12 protein-coding genes are annotated in these 16500 nt (G+C 58.2%); 6 read left to right on the top strand and 6 right to left on the bottom strand.

The window, feature by feature from the left end:
• Nucleotides 1-35: 35 nt before the first annotated feature.
• The 3 genes from ACXX9E_RS18950 to ACXX9E_RS18960 all read right to left on the bottom strand — a co-directional run bounded on the left by ACXX9E_RS18950 (nucleotide 36) and on the right by ACXX9E_RS18960 (nucleotide 3058).
• Nucleotides 36-1079, bottom strand: coding sequence for a sugar kinase (locus ACXX9E_RS18950; RefSeq protein WP_458555937.1), 1044 nt, complete (start codon nucleotides 1077-1079; stop codon nucleotides 36-38).
• Nucleotides 1072-1854, bottom strand: coding sequence for a sugar phosphate isomerase/epimerase family protein (locus tag ACXX9E_RS18955; protein ID WP_458555938.1), 783 nt, complete (start codon nucleotides 1852-1854; stop codon nucleotides 1072-1074). The genes ACXX9E_RS18950 and ACXX9E_RS18955 overlap by 8 nt, the downstream gene beginning before the upstream one ends.
• Before the next feature lie 175 nt (nucleotides 1855-2029).
• Complete coding sequence (locus tag ACXX9E_RS18960; RefSeq protein ID WP_458555939.1) at nucleotides 2030-3058, bottom strand: LacI family DNA-binding transcriptional regulator; 1029 nt, start codon at nucleotides 3056-3058, stop codon at nucleotides 2030-2032.
• Between the two features lie 302 nt (nucleotides 3059-3360).
• Here ACXX9E_RS18960 and ACXX9E_RS18965 point away from each other — a divergent pair, with 302 nt between their 5' ends.
• The 4 genes from ACXX9E_RS18965 to ACXX9E_RS18980 all read left to right on the top strand — a co-directional run bounded on the left by ACXX9E_RS18965 (nucleotide 3361) and on the right by ACXX9E_RS18980 (nucleotide 9038).
• A complete protein-coding gene (locus tag ACXX9E_RS18965; RefSeq protein ID WP_458555940.1) occupies nucleotides 3361-4182 on the top strand; it encodes a hypothetical protein in 822 nt (273 codons plus the stop codon).
• Between the two features lie 4 nt (nucleotides 4183-4186).
• A complete protein-coding gene (locus tag ACXX9E_RS18970; protein ID WP_458555941.1) occupies nucleotides 4187-4354 on the top strand; it encodes a hypothetical protein in 168 nt (55 codons plus the stop codon).
• Complete coding sequence (locus ACXX9E_RS18975) at nucleotides 4351-6150, top strand: hypothetical protein (protein ID WP_458555942.1); 1800 nt, start codon at nucleotides 4351-4353, stop codon at nucleotides 6148-6150. The genes ACXX9E_RS18970 and ACXX9E_RS18975 overlap by 4 nt, the downstream gene beginning before the upstream one ends.
• 242 nt (nucleotides 6151-6392) lie before the next feature.
• Entirely contained in the window at nucleotides 6393-9038 is a 2646-nt protein-coding gene (locus tag ACXX9E_RS18980) for an autotransporter outer membrane beta-barrel domain-containing protein (RefSeq protein WP_458555943.1), read from the top strand.
• 58 nt (nucleotides 9039-9096) lie between these two features.
• Here the strand turns inward: ACXX9E_RS18980 and ACXX9E_RS18985 are convergent, their stop codons facing one another.
• The 3 genes from ACXX9E_RS18985 to ACXX9E_RS18995 form a co-directional block, all read right to left on the bottom strand.
• The gene (locus ACXX9E_RS18985; RefSeq protein WP_123468443.1) at nucleotides 9097-9738 is read right to left on the bottom strand and encodes a DUF1345 domain-containing protein; all 642 of its coding nucleotides are present in this window, start codon (nucleotides 9736-9738) and stop codon (nucleotides 9097-9099) included.
• Nucleotides 9739-9919: 181 nt separating this feature from the next.
• On the bottom strand, nucleotides 9920-13018 hold the full coding sequence (locus tag ACXX9E_RS18990; RefSeq protein ID WP_458555944.1) for a multidrug efflux RND transporter permease subunit: 3099 nt from the start codon (nucleotides 13016-13018) through the stop codon (nucleotides 9920-9922).
• Nucleotides 13019-13033: 15 nt separating this feature from the next.
• Nucleotides 13034-14191 carry an efflux RND transporter periplasmic adaptor subunit gene (locus ACXX9E_RS18995; protein ID WP_458555945.1) on the bottom strand — a complete coding sequence of 386 codons (1158 nt, stop codon included), beginning with the start codon at nucleotides 14189-14191 and terminating at the stop codon, nucleotides 13034-13036.
• A gap of 294 nt (nucleotides 14192-14485) precedes the next feature.
• Here ACXX9E_RS18995 and ACXX9E_RS19000 point away from each other — a divergent pair, with 294 nt between their 5' ends.
• Together ACXX9E_RS19000 and ACXX9E_RS19005 are read left to right on the top strand one after the other, a co-directional pair.
• Complete coding sequence (locus tag ACXX9E_RS19000; RefSeq protein WP_007912171.1) at nucleotides 14486-15187, top strand: response regulator; 702 nt, start codon at nucleotides 14486-14488, stop codon at nucleotides 15185-15187.
• Nucleotides 15188-15191: 4 nt separating this feature from the next.
• Nucleotides 15192-16493, top strand: a complete 1302-nt coding sequence (locus ACXX9E_RS19005) for an ATP-binding protein (protein WP_458555946.1) — start codon at nucleotides 15192-15194, stop codon at nucleotides 16491-16493.
• Nucleotides 16494-16500: the final 7 nt, after the last annotated feature.

Raw genomic sequence — 16500 nt, forward strand, 5'->3', positions numbered from 1 at the left:
TTTTGTCGCAGCAGGTTCAATGAATCGGTTGCCTGTCAGGGCCTCATCGCTGGCAAGCCAGCTCCCACAGGGATCTCGGGTATGTCAAAGATTGCATTGCCACCACCAACCCTTGTGGGAGCTGGCTTGCCTGCGATGACGGCCTCAAATTCGCTGAAGAGTTCAGCCCGGGTTGGAAGGCCCTCCATATCCCCGCGACTCTGCACCGCCCGACTGCCAATCCAGTTCGCACGCTGCACCGCCTCGGCAAAACTCTGGTGCTCAAGCAGGGCACTGATCATCCCCACCGCAAAACCATCACCGGCACCGACCGTGTCGACGACATGCGCCACCGGCACACCGGCGACAAACCCCGATGCCAGATGCGTGCGGTAATAAGCGCCTTGTGGCCCAAGCTTGATCGCCACCGCTTCGGCACCTTGATCGAGATAAAACGCAGCAATGTCCGCCGGGTCTTCGAAACCAGTGAGCAAACGGCCTTCACTCAAACCCGGCAGCACCCAATGGGCGAGGGCGGCGAGGCGGTTGATCTCGCCGATCATCTCGCGCTCGCTGGCCCACAGGCTCGGACGCAGATTGGGATCGAACGACACGCTGCGCCCGGCATTGCGCATGCGTGTCATCAGTTCAAAGGACATCTCCCGCGTCGAGGCCGATAGCGCCGGCGGGATGCCAGTCGCATGCAGATGGCGGGCGCTCAACAGGCTGGCCGTGATCGACTGGGGGGACAGATGACTGGCCGCTGAACCGCGCCGGAAATACTCGACCTGCGGGTCGCTGCCATCGTCATTGCGCGATTTGAACTGGAAACCGGTCGGGTGCTGTTTGTCGACGTCGACGTGACTGCAGTCCAGACCCTCCTTGATCAAGGTCTCGACCACAAAACGCCCGAGCGAATCATTGCCGACCCGGCTCAGCCACGCGACGTTGAAACCCAGGCGCGACAGCCCGATCGCGACATTGCTGTCGGCCCCGGCGATACGCTTGTGAAAGTGCTCGACCGCCGCCAGATCACCGGTCTGCTCGGCGACCAGCATCGCCATGGTTTCGCCAAACGACAGAATATCGATCTCAGACATGAGCAGGCTCCAGGCGGGACTGGCCAAGGTGGGCGAGGGCGGCGACGTGTTCACGGGTCAACGCCACCAGGTCGTCTCCCTGCAACGGGTATTCGGCGGCGCGCATAACGCCTTGGGCCATGTGCCGCAGCAGTTGTTCCCACAGATGCAGGTCACTGACGGCCGGCGGCACCGCCACCAGTTTGCCGTCCGGGCGGCGGGCAACGGCTTTGCAATGCACGTAACCGACGTGCCGGCCCAACAGGCGCGCAGCATTCGCGGCGGACTGGTCCTGCCACTGCCAGTTGCCGATGTCGAAGGTCATTTTGATCGGCAAGTTGTGCTGCTCGACGGCGGCGAAGAAGCGCTGAAACGGTTCGATGCGTCCGCCGTGCAGGGTCTGGTCGTTTTCCACCAGCAACTGCACCGGGCTGAGCTTCAAGCGTTCGGCCAGGGCTTGCAGATCGTTGGTGTCGGTGAAGTAGCCGAGGGAGACTTTCAGCCATTTCGAGCCGAACGCTTCGGCTTGTTGCAGTGCGGTGATCAACTCGGGATTGGGCTGCGCCTGCCCGGCAAGCCACAGTTCGGTTGGCGAGGAATAAATACTTTGCAGGCCCTGCGCTTGAGTGGCGGCGCTCAGTTGCGCGGGCACTTCGCGGGTCAGTAATTCTTCGCGCCATTCGATGCGATCGGCACCGGCGGCGGCGAGCACGTCGATGAAAAAATCCTGCCCGCGCTGGCGCACGAGCTCGGCACCGTAGCTAGACAGACTGATGGAAACGGCGGGTTTATTCATTGTTATTGACCTCTGAAACCGGTTTCATTTTTGTTCAAAAAAATATCAGGTGTTTCTGTGGTGTCCTTCTGGGCCTCATCGCTGGCAAGCCAGCTCCCACAGGTTTAGAGGTGTACCAAGCCTTTGTGTACGACTCGAACACTGTGGGAGCTGGCTTGCCAGCGATAGCGTCAGATCAAACACCAGCAACCTCACGGGTCGACCCACGCTCCACCAGCACCGGCGCAAAATCCACCACCCGCGCTATTTCATCATCCCCACGCAAGCGCTTGAGCAGACACTCAAACGCCCGCGCGCCAATCTCTGCCGTCGGCTGAGCCAGCGCAGTAATCCCGCTGCCCACCAATGGATACCAATCAAGGTCATCGAGGGCGATCAGCCCGACATCCTCGAACAACCGCGCCCCCATCGCCCGCAACGCCGTCGTGGTCGCCAACGCCGCCACGCCATTGGCGCAAAACAGCGCTTTCGGGCCATTGCCGGGGGTATTCAAGAAGATTTGAAGTTGTGCGCTCAGATCATCGCCGGTTTCCAGCACCGCCCCGGTCAGCGCCGAGCGCTGGGCAATCTGTGCCTGAAAACTGCTGACCCGCTCGATCCGCGAACTGGTGCCGTCATACGGTTCAGTCACCAGTACCAGATTCCGATATCCACGCTGCTCCAAATGCCTGATCGCCATCTCCACGGCTTGCGGGTTATTCAGCCCGACCATGTCGCTGTCGAGCCCGTCGACCTTGCGATCCACCAGCACCAGCGGCATCTCACGACGCAGTTCATGCAACTCGTCACGGTGATGGCCCAGCGTGTTCACGATCAGCCCTTCGATGTTGTACGAGCGCAACAGCGCCAGGTGCTGGCGTTCCTGTTCGTCATCGCGGTCGGTGTTGCACACCACCAGGCTATAGCCGTGCGCCCGGCAAGCGGTTTCCACCCCGTGCATCACGGCAATCGAATAAGGGTTACGGATATCGGCGACCAGCATGCCGATCAGGCGCGTGCGCCCGCGTTTCAGGCCGCGTGCCATTTGGTTGGGGCGGTAGCCGAGTTCGCTGATGGCCTGTTCGATGCGCAAGGCAATGGCATCGGAGAGCAGGGCGCGATCATCGCCGATGAAGCGCGAGACGCTGGCCTTGGAGACCCCGGCGCGTTCGGCGACGTCGAGCATGGTCACGCGGCTGCGCTGGGCGGTGGAGAAGTCGTTCATGGCGTGGATTTCTTATTGTTGGATGCTACAGCGTAAGTTTCTGAAACCGGTTTCAGGAAACATCAATCGGCCTGTCTTCGTCAAGGACCATTTGACTTGGCGATGGGCAATGGCCCGCTTAAAACCGACGAACGGTATCTTTACCTGTCAGATCTGACAGTAGGCAAGTCCCGTATCTCGGCGCTTAATTCCCCCATAAGCAAGACCAACCTTGCGCGTAACTCAAGTGATCTGGCGAGTACATTATGACGGCGAAGAAGGCTACTGCACGAAGTATAGGGATTCTAGCGAGCCCGCTATCGGTGGAGGGTATTGATGATAGTGATCTCGACGGATATGTGCCGCGCAACATTTTACTTAATGGTACTCGAATCATTATTCCTTACTGGCCCGACCCGCAGCCAATGGACGAGCTTTGGGTTGATCTGAATCAGGGTGGCACTGTTACAAGGCTCCACGAGGATTTCTATAGTCCACCACAATCAACTTACCTGTATGTCGCTTTGACGCCCGCAGCCCTGGCAACTGATGGCGTTGCGTTTTTGTCCTACCAGGTTTGGAAGGCGAGCGGGGGCATTTCTGATCCATCACCTGAAAGAAAACTGACGATAGATCACACGCCCCTTCTTGTTCTGAATGAGCCGACGTTTCCCCATGCAACGATTTGGGGTTATTTGAGTAACAAGACAGTACCGCCGTTGTCCTCGGGAGCGACTGTCTTGGTACCTACAGCTAATGGCCCTGCGGAAGTTGGTGATACAGCCAAAGTACATTGGCAAGGGCATTCAAGTTTGAATGGAAGCGGTCCACCAGTGCAGGGCACTTACGGTGTTTGGGAAATAGAGTTGGAGCAAAAGCACATGACTGGACATTGGCGACATGTCGTTCCGTTTGAGCCTAATGTCCGGCCGCTTATTAATGATAATTCGGCCATTACCTACTGGCAGTTGTTCAAAGGTGGGCGGCTGGTCGGTGAGTCACAAAAAGGTTTGGTGAAAATAGACAGGGTAACACCTGGCGAAAGCGGCCCTTTCGGCCTGAATACACAAGGAGATGGAAAAATGGCTATAAAAATCGTACCAAGGACTCCAAGACCTGACTCCAACAGGGATCAAGAATATTGATCCATTGGCTGATATTGCGATAGATACACTTGCAGATGGTTTGATCGCTAAAAGCATGCTAGATACCGGATTTGTGACGATAGACTTTACCCGCACTGCAGAAGAGTTCGACAAGGATGAACTGGAACTGGAATACGGTGTAAAGGGCCAGGGCACTGACATTGTGGGATGAAAAAATTTTACTGGGCGACGTTTCTTCCCGGCCAGTCAGGGACTATACCAATTCGGTTGCCAGCTAGCTTGTTTCCAGAGCGCCCAACACCGGCAGAGCCGACCACTTATGAAATCATGTTTCAACTTTACAAAGAGGCAGGTGGTGTTAATGAGCCCTCTAATGTACTGGAGTTTGTTATCGACCAGACTGCACCGTTTGGTTCAAAAAGATCAGACTCGAATGGGAATACCGTTGTCACGCTCGCCGTACCAACGCCAACCCCCGTATTCGTTAATACACCCTCGGATGCACAACGCACAATTAACGAAGCCTGGTTGGCGGCCCCGGCTAACGCCAACCTGAATTTCACCGTGAACGTAGGTTATCCGCTACGTCGGCTGGACGATAATCTGCGCGCCTGGTTGATTTCTGGCACTCAGCGGGTTGAGGTGTGGAATGCTGCAGTGCCGGTCAACGGCGCATTTACTATCGCCAACACCGTGTTACGCCAATTTCCAAATGGCCGCGTCAAAATTCAGTATCAATGGACAGATTTACCTGGCAACGACAGTCGGGAGTCTGCCGCAAGTGACGTGCTGACACTGGCATTGGCACAACCTCCAGTTTCAACAAAAGGTCCTCTGGTACCGAAAACCGATCCGAACTATACCACGGCACTTTATCTGGACGATTTTGCTGGCGGTATAACCGCTATCGTTGAAAGCGCATTCATCACTAACGCAGAGCCGGGAGATAATATTTTCATTACCCTTGAAGATGCCACTGATGCAACTAACTCTGTAAGTCTTACCGCCCAGCCGTGGGTGGCTAATACCAATTTAACGTTTAACCTGACATACACAGATCTCTCCACAATATTTAACGATGCCGTTGAGCCTAAAATGGCCAATATCTGGTATGAGATCGTTCGAACTGGTATTCCAAACGCTGAATCTCCGGTTCAACTCATCACGTTGGCATTCGACCATGCGGGACCAACAAATCCGGATCTACCGGACCTTACAAACAAAGACATGGTGTTGCCTGTAGTCACAGGTGCTTCGAATACGCCTAACGACTTGCGACCTGGTGACAGAAACAGTCCGGGTAAATTTAAAGTTACCCTTGCGCTAGGTCAGCCTCCTATCACTTCGGCCGAGGTGGCGAAGTGTTATATTAATGGTCAGCTTATAGATGAGTTCAATCCATTTGTAGATGTGGATGAATTCGAAGTTAATATTTCTGCAGATATTATATCCAGGCTGCCCATTGGGTCGGTAAATGCTTACTGGACTATTCAAAAAGCGGGTGTTGATAAAAACGTAATTAATTCCCGTAACCAACCGGTGGCAGTTGCCGGTGCGGCCATACCTTTACCTTTACCTACAATCCGGATCCGCAATCCGGCAGTGCGTGATTACATTGAATGTTACGGCATGATCAGTCCAACCAGTAGTATGGTTCTAGGTTTGCAGATTCCAAAAGACCCGCTTTTACCCCCAGGCAAAACGATTACAGCCCATTTCGCGGCTTACTCGGACCCGTTAGGTAATACTCTGATTGATGATACTGAGGACTCTAGAGACTATGTCATCAAAGCCGCGGGTATTCCTGATGTCGCGCCAGTGGCCAGTCCTGAGATTTTCAAATTGGCGCAACCTGTCAGGGGCGCAATAGCCTATGGCAAATATTGGTACACGACCGATATCAATGGACAGCAATCGTCTGTACCAGTCATCAAACGGATCGACAATATCAGTAACAGTTTTAACTATTGCGATTTGACACCTGCTCCGGCTGCGCCTGCTCCTTAATTGCTGTATTAGCTGATCGGTGTTGCGAGAGAAACATGGACGTTTCTTTCGCGATTATCCGCATTAACAGTAAGGGCACGGTAAGGATACTACAGCCGACAAGGATGATTCCTCTTTCGTTACGGACTTTTCCTACATAAAAGTCTCGAATTTCTTATTAAGGTGTGGAACATTTTTTTGGTGGGAGCTTTCAGTACTGCCAAAAAGCAATGTCAGTAGTTGCGCAGTTTAAGGGGTTTCCCATGTTCCTTTGTTTTAAGTCTACGTCCTCTGTGACGTTCCAGAAATTAGTGGTTGCTGTGGCATTTCTATCCTCCAGCGAGGCCTTCAGTCGAACGCTCAATCCAGGAGAGAGCGCAGTCGTCACGAACCCATCCGTACCGGAGGCTTGGGCGGTGTCCCAAGGGGGCACCCTGACTGTTGATAATGCCCAGGCACTGACCATCTCGTCATCAAATGCCAACGTCGTTTTCAATGGTGGTCAAAGCGCCCGAATCGATGCCAATACTTCAGTGGTAAACCTCTCTGGAGCGTCTGTAAACAGCTCGGCTGGCAGGGGGGCGATACAACTGATCGACAGCAGCGCCATCATCGACAACAGCACCATCGTCAGTACCAATAGTTTCGGTCTTCTCCTGGGGCGCAATACCACTACCCCGGCGTCTTCGAGCGCGACGGTCAAGGGCGGAAGTACGATCATCGGCCTGAATGGTGCGGATGCAGTGGGTTTTGCCGTATTGAACGTCGAGAACTCAACCGTTCGAGGCACCGGTTCGGACAGTTATGGTGTGAGGCTTGGTGGGGCAACGCTTTCGGCCAACGGCAGCGTTCTGGCCGGGGAGAAGAACGGCCTGCAAATCAACACGGATTTAACCGGTGTCAATGCCAACTCTGTAACGTTGAACAGCACCCGCGTGTCGGGGGGAACAGGATCAGCCATTGTACTTGGCTCTTCGGGTGCCGCCGGTACAGTTGCAAGTATCAATGTTTCTGGCACCAGCGAGCTGATCGGTGGCAACGGTAACCTGTTGCAAGCAACCAACCGTTCCACCGCAAATCTCACCGTTGATGCAAGCCAGTTGAGTGGCAACGTAGTGGCCGATACGGGCAGCTCGGTTTCTCTACTGATGCAGAACGGCGCCGCGCTGGAAGGTGATTTACAGAACGTGACCCAAGTCAATCTGGACTCCCGCAGCACGCTCAATGGCGATGTCCTGTCCGTTGCAGGTACAGCCTCAAAGGTCAGCCTGAACAATAACGCCGTTCTCAATGGCAACGTTGAAAACATAGTCGGTCTGTCGCTGAACAATGGCAGTCAAATGACCGGCAATGTGTTGGCGGACACCAATGGCCGTATAGAGCTGGACAATCGTTCGGCAATCAAGGGCAACGTCGAAAACGTCTCAAGCCTTGTATTGAACAACGGCAGCAACCTCACTGGCGACGTCATCTCGGCTGCCAACGGGAGTGTATTGCTGGACAATGGTTCGCTGCTCACCGGTCAGATCAATAACTCGGGCAACCTGACCATCAACAATGCTGCGCGGTGGGTGATGACCGGCGACAGCACCGTGCAGCAACTGGGCATGAGCGACGGTGTCGTGCAAATGGGCACGAACGAGCAGTTCCAGCAATTGAATGTCGGCAATCTCTCCGGTCGCGGTACGTTTGTGATGGGCACGGATCTGGGCAATGGCAACACGGACTTCCTGAATGTCACCGGCAATGCCAGTGGGCAGCATCAACTGCTAATCGCTGCTACCGGCACAACGCCTGTCACGGCCGAGGCCGTGAAGGTTGGCAATATCGCCGCAGGCGATGCGAGTTTTTCGCTGGGAGGACGTGAAACCGTGGACGCGGGTACGTTCGTGTACCGGTTGGCCAAAGAAGGTCAGGGTCTGTACCTGAACCCGGACAAGGAAACCGTGAGCACTTCAAGTAACACCGCTCTGGCCTTGGCGGGCAGTGCTCGCAGCGTCCTGAATGCCGAGGCCGCCATGCTCAGTGATCAGTTGGGTGACCGCAGTCTCAGTATCCGCCCAGAGGCCTCGTTGCGTGCCATGGATGACAGCTCGGTGAAACTGAGCAACAGCGTCTGGGTCCGCACTTACGGTAACCAGTACAACGTCGACAACGCTTATGGCGACGGTTACACCCAGAACCAGACCGGTATCACCGGTGGCGCCGATACGGTCGTCGATATTGCAGGGCGCGCATGGGTGCTCGGTGGGTTTGTCGGCACGAGTCGAACGGACATCGATCTGAAATACGGCTCCAGCGCCATTGTCGACAGCGTGAACGCGGGTGTTTACGGCAGCACGTTCGATGTCGACAGCGGTGTGTTCGTCAATCTCATGGCCAAAGTCAATCAGTTCGATAACAAAGCCAAAGTGACGATGAGCGACGGCACCCGGACCAAGGGTGACTACAAAACTCTGGGGCTGAGCGGTTCTGCAGCAATCGGCAAACATATTCGCCTCAAGGATGATTATTTTGTCGAGCCGGTGGTGCAGATCTCGACGGGCGTTGCGCAAAGCGAGGAATACAGGCTCGACAACGGCCTGCAAGTCAAAGCCGACACCATGCGATCTGTTCAGGGCAAAGTCGGTGCCCGTGGCGGGCGTGTCATCACGCTGGATAACGGCAGTCTGCTGGAGCCAAGTCTGTCGACCGCGTTTAACCATGAGTTTGTCAAAGCCAACCGCGTCAAAATCAACGACGACAGCTTCGATGATGATCGTGCCAGCAGCTCTGTGGAGTATGGCGCCGGTCTTAAGTGGACACCGGCGCAGCGTACCTGGCAGGTTTCCGGTCAGGTAGGCGGCAGCAAAGGCACAACCGTGAGCCAGGACTGGAGTGGTAGCCTGCGAGTCAGCTACTTCTTCTGATCGGTTCGATGAAATGAAAATGCCCTGACAGTGTCAGGGCATTTTTTTTGAAGGTTGTTCAGCCAAACAGTCCTGCGGCGATGTTGATGGAGAATCCCAGTATCGCTGTGTTGAACACAAACCCGATCAGCGATTGTGCCAGCACGATCTTGCGCATCTCCCGCGATGCCACCCCGACGTCCGCAGTCTGCACGGCCACGCCAATGGTGAACGAGAAGTACAGGAAGTCCCAATAGTTGGGCGTGGTCAGCCCTTCGGCGAAACGCAGGGCGGGCTCCTTGCCGTCCCAGGTGTAATACAACCTTGCGTAATGCACGCAGAAGATCACGCCGATCAGCAGCCATGAGCCGATCACCGTCACGGCGGTGAAGGCGTAATGCAGGAGCTTGCGGTTGGTTTCCAGATCCTTGCTGCCCGCCAGTTCGAACGTGATGGTGGCAAGGCTCGCCAGTGCGGCGATGCACACCACCAACAGCACCAGTCCGGCGTTTTCGTCTTCGACGTCGGCGATGCGTTTGACGTCCGGTGCCTTGGCGCGCGCGGTGAGCCACAGCATCAGGATCAGGTAAGTCCAGACGCCGGCGTTCCAGCCAATGAGGATTTTGCTGACGATGGAGTCGGCGGGGGCCAGCAGGCCGGTGGCGAGGCCGAACAGGGCGGCGGCAGACAGGCGAGGGTGGGTGCGGGCGAGGAAGCGCATGGGGACTCGATGGGCCAGGGTGGTTCAGACACCTTAGCCCAGCGATGGAGGATATGACCACCGGCTCGAGTTTATGAAGATCCCTGTGGGAGCGAGCTTGGTCGCGAAGGCGTCCGGTCATCCAACATCAACGTTGAATGTAACGACGCTTTCGCGAGCAAGCTCGCTCCCACAATTAAGATCAGTGGGGCTTGGTAAAGCGTTGCACGAGCTTCATGACAACGACGAAGAACACCGGCACAAAGATCACCGCCAGCGTCGCGGTGATCATCCCGCCGATCACTCCGGTGCCGATCGCTTGCTGGCTCGCCGAGCTGGCACCCGTGGCGATGGCCAGTGGCACCACACCGAGAATGAACGCCAGCGAAGTCATCACAATCGGCCGCAGGCGCAAGCGAGCCGCCTGCAACGTTGCATCGATCAGGTCGTGGCCTTCGTCATAAAGGCTCTTGGCGAACTCAATGATCAGGATCGCGTTTTTCGCCGACAGACCGATGATGGTGATCAGCCCGACCTTGAAGAACACATCGTTAGGCATCCCGCGCAAGGTCACCGCCAAGACCGCGCCGAGCACACCCAGCGGCACCACCAGCAACACCGAAGTCGGAATCGACCAGCTCTCATACAACGCCGCCAGGCACAGGAACACGATCAGCAACGACAGCCCCAACAGGATCGGCGCCTGACTGCCGGATAACCGCTCCTGCAACGACAATCCCGTCCATTCCTGCCCCAGACCTTTCGGCCCTTGGGCCACCAGCCGTTCGATTTCCGCCATGGCTTCACCGGTGCTGTGCCCCGGGGCCGGTTCGCCGGAAATCGCAATCGCCGGATAGCCGTTGTAACGAGTCAACTGCGCCGGCCCCTGGGTCCATTTCGCCTGCACGAACGCCGACAGCGGCACCATCTTGCCGTCGTTGTTGCGCACGTGCATTTTCAGCAAGTCGTCGACCTGGCTGCGGCGGTCACCTTCAGCCTGCACCACAACCCGTTGCATCCTGCCCTGGTTGGGGAAGTCATTGACGTAGGAGGAACCCACCGCCGTCGACAGTACGTTGCCGATGTCGGCGAACGACACACCCAACGCATTGGCCTGGCGGCGATCCACTTCCAGCTGGACTTGCGGCGCTTCGGCCAGCGCACTCTCGCGCACGTTCATCAGTACCGGACTTTTCTCGGCGGCCGCGAGCAATTCAGTGCGCGCCTGCATCAACGTTGCGTGGCCAAGGCCGGCGCGATCCTGCAGGCGGAACTCGAAACCGCTCGATGTACCCAGACCATCCACCGGTGGCGGAAGAACAGCGAACGAGACGGCGTCCTTGATCTGGCTCAGCGCGATGTTGGCGCGATCGGCAATCGAGGCCGCCGAATCATCGTGGCCACGCTCCGACCAGTCCTTGAGGGTGGTGAACGCCAGTGCGGCGTTCTGCCCGCTACCGGAGAAGCTGAAGCCGAGAATCACCGTGCTGTCACCCACGCCCGGTTCCCCGGCGTTGTGCGCCTCGATCTGTTCGACCACCTGCACCGTGCGGTTCTTGCTCGCACCCGGTGGCAGTTGAATGTCGGTGATGGTGTAACCCTGATCTTCCACCGGCAGGAACGAGGAGGGTAGACGCATGAAGCACAGGCCCAGTCCCACCAGCAGCACGACATAGATCAGCAGAAAACGCCCGCTGCGCTTCAACGCATAACCAACCCAGCTTTGATAGCGGTCAGTCAGGCGTTCGAAGCGGCGGTTGAACCAGCCGAAGAATCCGGACTTCTCGTGATGCTCGCCCTTGGCAACCGGTTTGAGCAGTGTCGCGCACAGTGCCGGTGTCAGGGTCAGCGCGAGGAACGCCGAGAACAGGATCGAGGTCGCCATCGACAGCGAGAACTGCTGGTAAATGACCCCGACCGAGCCCTGCATGAACGCCATCGGAATGAATACCGCCACCAGAACGAGGGTGATGCCGATGATCGCGCCGGTGATTTGTGTCATCGCCTTGCGCGTGGCTTCCTTGGGCGACAGGCCCTCGGTGGCCATGATCCGTTCGACGTTCTCCACCACCACGATGGCGTCGTCGACGAGAATGCCGATGGCCAGGACCATGCCGAACATCGTCAGCACGTTGATCGAGAAGCCCAGCGCCAGCATGGTCGCGAACGTGCCCATCAGCGCAACCGGTACCACCAGCGTCGGGATCAGCGTGTAGCGAATGTTCTGCAGGAACAGGAACATCACCGCAAACACCAGCAGCATCGCTTCGCCGAGGGTGTAAACCACTTTGGTGGTCGAGACTTTGACGAACGGTGAGGTGTCGTACGGAATCTTGTAGTCGACACCGGCTGGGAAGTAGCGCGACAGCTCGTCCATCTTCGCCCGCACCAGCGTCGCGGTGTTCAGCGCGTTGGCCCCCGGCGACAGCTGCACGCCCACCGCCGTGGACGGCTTGCCATTGAGGCGCGTACCGAACTGGTATTCCTGACTGCCGATCTCGACTCGCGCGACGTCACCGACTCGCACCGTAGAGCCGTCCGGGTTGGCCTTGAGCACGATGTCGGCAAATTCTTCCGGCGTCGACAGCTGGCCCTTGACCAGGATAGTGGCGGTGATTTCCTGAGTGGACGGATTGGGCAAGTCGCCGATGCTGCCCGCCGAGACCTGTGCATTCTGCGCGACGATGGCGGCGTTGACGTCAGCCGGGGTCAGATTGAAACCGATGAGTTTCTGCGGATCGATCCAGATACGCATCGCCCGCTCGGCGCCATACAACTGGGCCTTGCCGACGCCGTCCAGACGCTTGATCTCGTTCATCACGTTGCGCGCCAGATAATCACTGAGCGCCACGTCATCGAGTTTGCCGTCGCTGGAGGTCAGGGTGATTAGCAGGAGAAAACCGGCGGAAACTTTTTCCACCTGCAAGCCCTGCTGGTTCACCGCTTGCGGCAGGCGCGACTCCACCACCTTGAGGCGGTTCTGCACATCGACCTGCGCCAGTTCAGGGTTGGTGCCCGGCTGGAAGGTGGCTTTGATCGTTGCGCTGCCGAGGCTGCTCTGCGATTCGAAATACAACAGGTGATCGGCACCGTTGAGTTCCTCTTCGATCAGGCTGACCACGCTCTCGTCGACGGTCTGCGCCGAAGCGCCAGGGTACACGGCGTAGATTTCGATCTGTGGCGGCGCGACGTCGGGGTATTGCGCCACCGGCAATTGCGGAATGGCCAGCGCACCGGCCAACAGGATGAACAGGGCGACCACCCAGGCGAATACCGGGCGGTCGATAAAGAACTGCGGCATATAAAAGCGTCCTGCTTACTGACCAGAGGTCTGGGCAAGTGGAAGAGGGGTGTCGTCGATCTGCACTTTTTCGCCGGGGCGGGCGTGCTGCAGGCCTTCGATGACAATGCGGTCACCGGGCTTCAGGCCGCCGGTGACGATCCAGCGATCGTTCTGCACAGCACCCAGTTGCACCGGTTGCTGGGCCACGCGCATTTGCTCGTCGACGGTCAGCACTTGCGCGATCCCGGCGCTGTCACGCTGCACCGCACGTTGCGGCACGGTGATGCCCTGCTGGATCGTTGCCTGTTCCAGGCGCACACGGACGAAACTGCCGGGCAGCAGATCAAGGTCCGGATTGGGGAACTCGCTGCGCAGGATGATCTGGCCGGTGCCCGGGTCGACCGTGATGTCGGCGAACAACAGTTTGCCCGGCAACGGATACAGGCTGCCGTCGTCCTGAATCAATGTGGCTTTGACTTGGTCCTGACCGACCTGCTGCAACTGACCGGAGCGGAAGGCCCGGCGCAGTTCATTGAGCTCGCGAGTCGACTGGGTAACGTCGGCATGAATCGGGTTCAGTTGCTGAATCAGCGCCAGGGGCGTTGTTTCGTTCTGCCCGACCAGCGCGCCTTCGGTAACCAGCGCCCGACCGACCCGCCCGGAAATCGGCGCGGTGACGGTGGCATAACCGAGGTTCAGCTTCGCGCGTTCCACTGCGGCCTTGTTGGCCGCAACATCGGCGGCAGTTTGCCGAGCATTGGCGCGGGCATTGTCGTAGTCCTGACCGCTGATGGCCTTGTCGTCGATCAACTGGGCGTAACGCTGCTCCTGCAATTTCGCCTGGAATGCATTGGCCTCGGCCTTGCGCAGTACGGCTTCGGCGCTGTCGAGGTCAGCCTTGAAGGGGGCCGGGTCGATACGGAACAGCACATCGCCCTTTTTCACATCGCTGCCTTCGCGGAATGTGCGTTGCAGCACCACACCGGGGACCCGGGCGCGCACTTCGGCAATCCGTGGCGCGGCAATCCGCCCGCTGAGTTCGCTGCTGATCGACAGGGGGTGCGCTGCAATGGTTTCGATGCGCACGGTCGCTGGCGGCGCCTGTTCTTCGGCGTTCGAGGATGAATCACAGGCGCTCAGCGTCAGCGCCATTGCGATCAGGCCGAGCCCGGCCAGCAGATTTTTCGACATGTACAACCCCCAATATTGAAGTCCGCATCCTACGGGCAGACGCCGAGGTTAGCGGTGAAGCTTTGTAGGCGCTGTGTGAAATTGTGTAAGGGTTTTGCTCAGGGACGGGTGAGGGCGTATATCCTTTACGCCTTGAAATTTATTGCGACAGTTGAATCGCCATCGCGGACAAGCGCGTTCCCACAGGGATTGGTTGTGGACACAGATTTTGTGAGCACCCCGATAACACTGTGGGAGCGGGATTGCCCGTGAAGTGGCCCTTCCGGTCGCCACAGCACTTTTCTGGAACACCCCATGCCCAACATCCTCCTGGTCGAAGACGACACCGCCCTCGCCGAACTGATTTCCAGCTACCTGGAGCGCAACGGCTACTCCGTCAGCGTGATCGGCCGTGGCGACCATGTGCGCGAGCGGGCGCGGGTCAACCCGCCGGATCTGGTGATTCTCGACCTGATGCTGCCGGGCCTCGACGGCCTGCAAGTCTGCCGCCTGTTGCGTGCCGATTCGGCGACGCTGCCGATCCTCATGCTCACCGCCCGCGATGACAGTCACGATCAAGTGCTGGGCCTGGAAATGGGCGCCGACGATTACGTCACCAAGCCATGCGAACCCCGGGTGTTGCTGGCGCGGGTGCGCACCCTGCTGCGCCGCAGCAGCCTTGGCGAACCGCTGACCGCCAACGACCGCATTCTGATGGGCAATCTGTGCATCGACCTGTCCGAGCGCACCGTGACCTGGCGCGATCAGCCGGTCGAGCTGTCGAGTGGCGAATACAATTTGCTGGTGGTGCTGGCGCGGCATGCCGGTGAGGTGCTGAGTCGCGACCAGATCCTGCAACGTCTGCGCGGGATCGAATTCAACGGCACTGACCGTTCGGTCGACGTGGCGATTTCCAAACTGCGGCGCAAGTTCGACGATCACGCCGGCGAAGCGCGCAAGATCAAGACTGTGTGGGGCAAGGGCTACCTGTTCAGCCGTTCCGAATGGGAATGCTGAGCTGATGTTTCGCATCCTCTTTCGCCTGTATATGGTGACAATCGTCTCCTACAGCGCCGCGATCTATCTGGTGCCGGATCTGGTGGTCATGGCCTTCCGCGAGCGCTTCGTCACCTACAACCTCGACTATTCGCGCGGGCTGCAATCGCTGATCACCCGACAGTTTCACGCGGTGCCACACGATCAGTGGTCGGCGCTGGCGGCGTCGATGGACAAGGACTTCCAGCCGTTGCACATCGTCCTGGCCCGGATCGACGACGCCGGGTTTACCGCCATCGAACAGCAGCGCCTGCGTCGCGGCGAAAACGTGGTGCGCATTGGCGATTGGGGCTGGCGCACGCTGGCCGTCGCGCCGCTGGATGACACCACCGCCGTGCAAATGATCGTGCCGCCCGACCCGATGGACGTCAATCTGTTGTACTGGAGCATCAACGTCTTGATTGGCGCGACCTTGCTGGCTTGCCTGTTGATGTGGCTGCGCCCGCACTGGCGTGATCTGGAACGTCTCAAAGGCACCGCCGAACGCTTCGGTAAGGGCCATCTGAGCGAGCGCACGAAAATCGCTCCGAGCTCCAACATCGGCAGCCTCGCCAATGTGTTCGACACCATGGCCGGCGACATCGAAAACCTGCTCAACCAGCAGCGCGACTTGCTCAACGCGGTGTCCCACGAACTGCGCACGCCGCTGACCCGTCTGGATTTCGGCCTGGCGCTGGCGTTGTCGGATGACTTGCCGGCGACCAGTCGCGAGCGCTTGCAGGGCCTGGTTGCGCACATTCGCGAGCTCGATGAGCTGGTGCTCGAATTGCTCTCCTACAGCCGCTTGCAGAACCCGGCGCAGTTGCCGGAGCAGGTCGACGTGTCGCTGGACGAGTTCATCGACAGCATTCTGGGCAGTGTCGACGAAGAACTGGAGTCGCCGGAAATCGTCATCGACGTGTTGTTGCACGGGCAACTGGAACGTTTCGCGCTGGATCCGCGCCTGACTGCCCGGGCCATTCAGAACCTGCTGCGCAATGCCATGCGGTACTGCGAGAAGCGCATTCAGGTTGGCGTGCAGGTCAATGCCGAAGGGTGTGAAATCTGGGTGGATGACGACGGCATCGGCATTCCCGACGATGAGCGCGAAAGAATTTTCGAGCCATTCTATCGCCTGGATCGCAGCCGTGATCGGGCTACCGGCGGGTTTGGCCTGGGCTTGGCGATCAGCCGCCGGGCGCTGGAAGCGCAGGGCGGTACCTTGACGGTTGAAGGTTCGCCACTGGGCGGTGCGCGCTTCAGACTGTGGCTGCCCACCGCCGCCTGAGGCCGCG

This window comes from Pseudomonas sp. GNP014, from assembly GCF_054344005.1.

Coding starts and splice junctions, on each gene's coding strand:
- ACXX9E_RS18950 (WP_458555937.1), bottom strand. CDS start 1,079: ATGTCTGAGATCGATATTCTGTCGTTTGGCGAAACCATGGCGATGCTG.
- ACXX9E_RS18955 (WP_458555938.1), bottom strand. CDS start 1,854: ATGAATAAACCCGCCGTTTCCATCAGTCTGTCTAGCTACGGTGCCGAG.
- ACXX9E_RS18960 (WP_458555939.1), bottom strand. CDS start 3,058: ATGAACGACTTCTCCACCGCCCAGCGCAGCCGCGTGACCATGCTCGAC.
- ACXX9E_RS18975 (WP_458555942.1), top strand. CDS start 4,351: ATGAAAAAATTTTACTGGGCGACGTTTCTTCCCGGCCAGTCAGGGACT.
- ACXX9E_RS18980 (WP_458555943.1), top strand. CDS start 6,393: ATGTTCCTTTGTTTTAAGTCTACGTCCTCTGTGACGTTCCAGAAATTA.
- ACXX9E_RS18985 (WP_123468443.1), bottom strand. CDS start 9,738: ATGCGCTTCCTCGCCCGCACCCACCCTCGCCTGTCTGCCGCCGCCCTG.
- ACXX9E_RS18990 (WP_458555944.1), bottom strand. CDS start 13,018: ATGCCGCAGTTCTTTATCGACCGCCCGGTATTCGCCTGGGTGGTCGCC.
- ACXX9E_RS18995 (WP_458555945.1), bottom strand. CDS start 14,191: ATGTCGAAAAATCTGCTGGCCGGGCTCGGCCTGATCGCAATGGCGCTG.
- ACXX9E_RS19000 (WP_007912171.1), top strand. CDS start 14,486: ATGCCCAACATCCTCCTGGTCGAAGACGACACCGCCCTCGCCGAACTG.
- ACXX9E_RS19005 (WP_458555946.1), top strand. CDS start 15,192: ATGTTTCGCATCCTCTTTCGCCTGTATATGGTGACAATCGTCTCCTAC.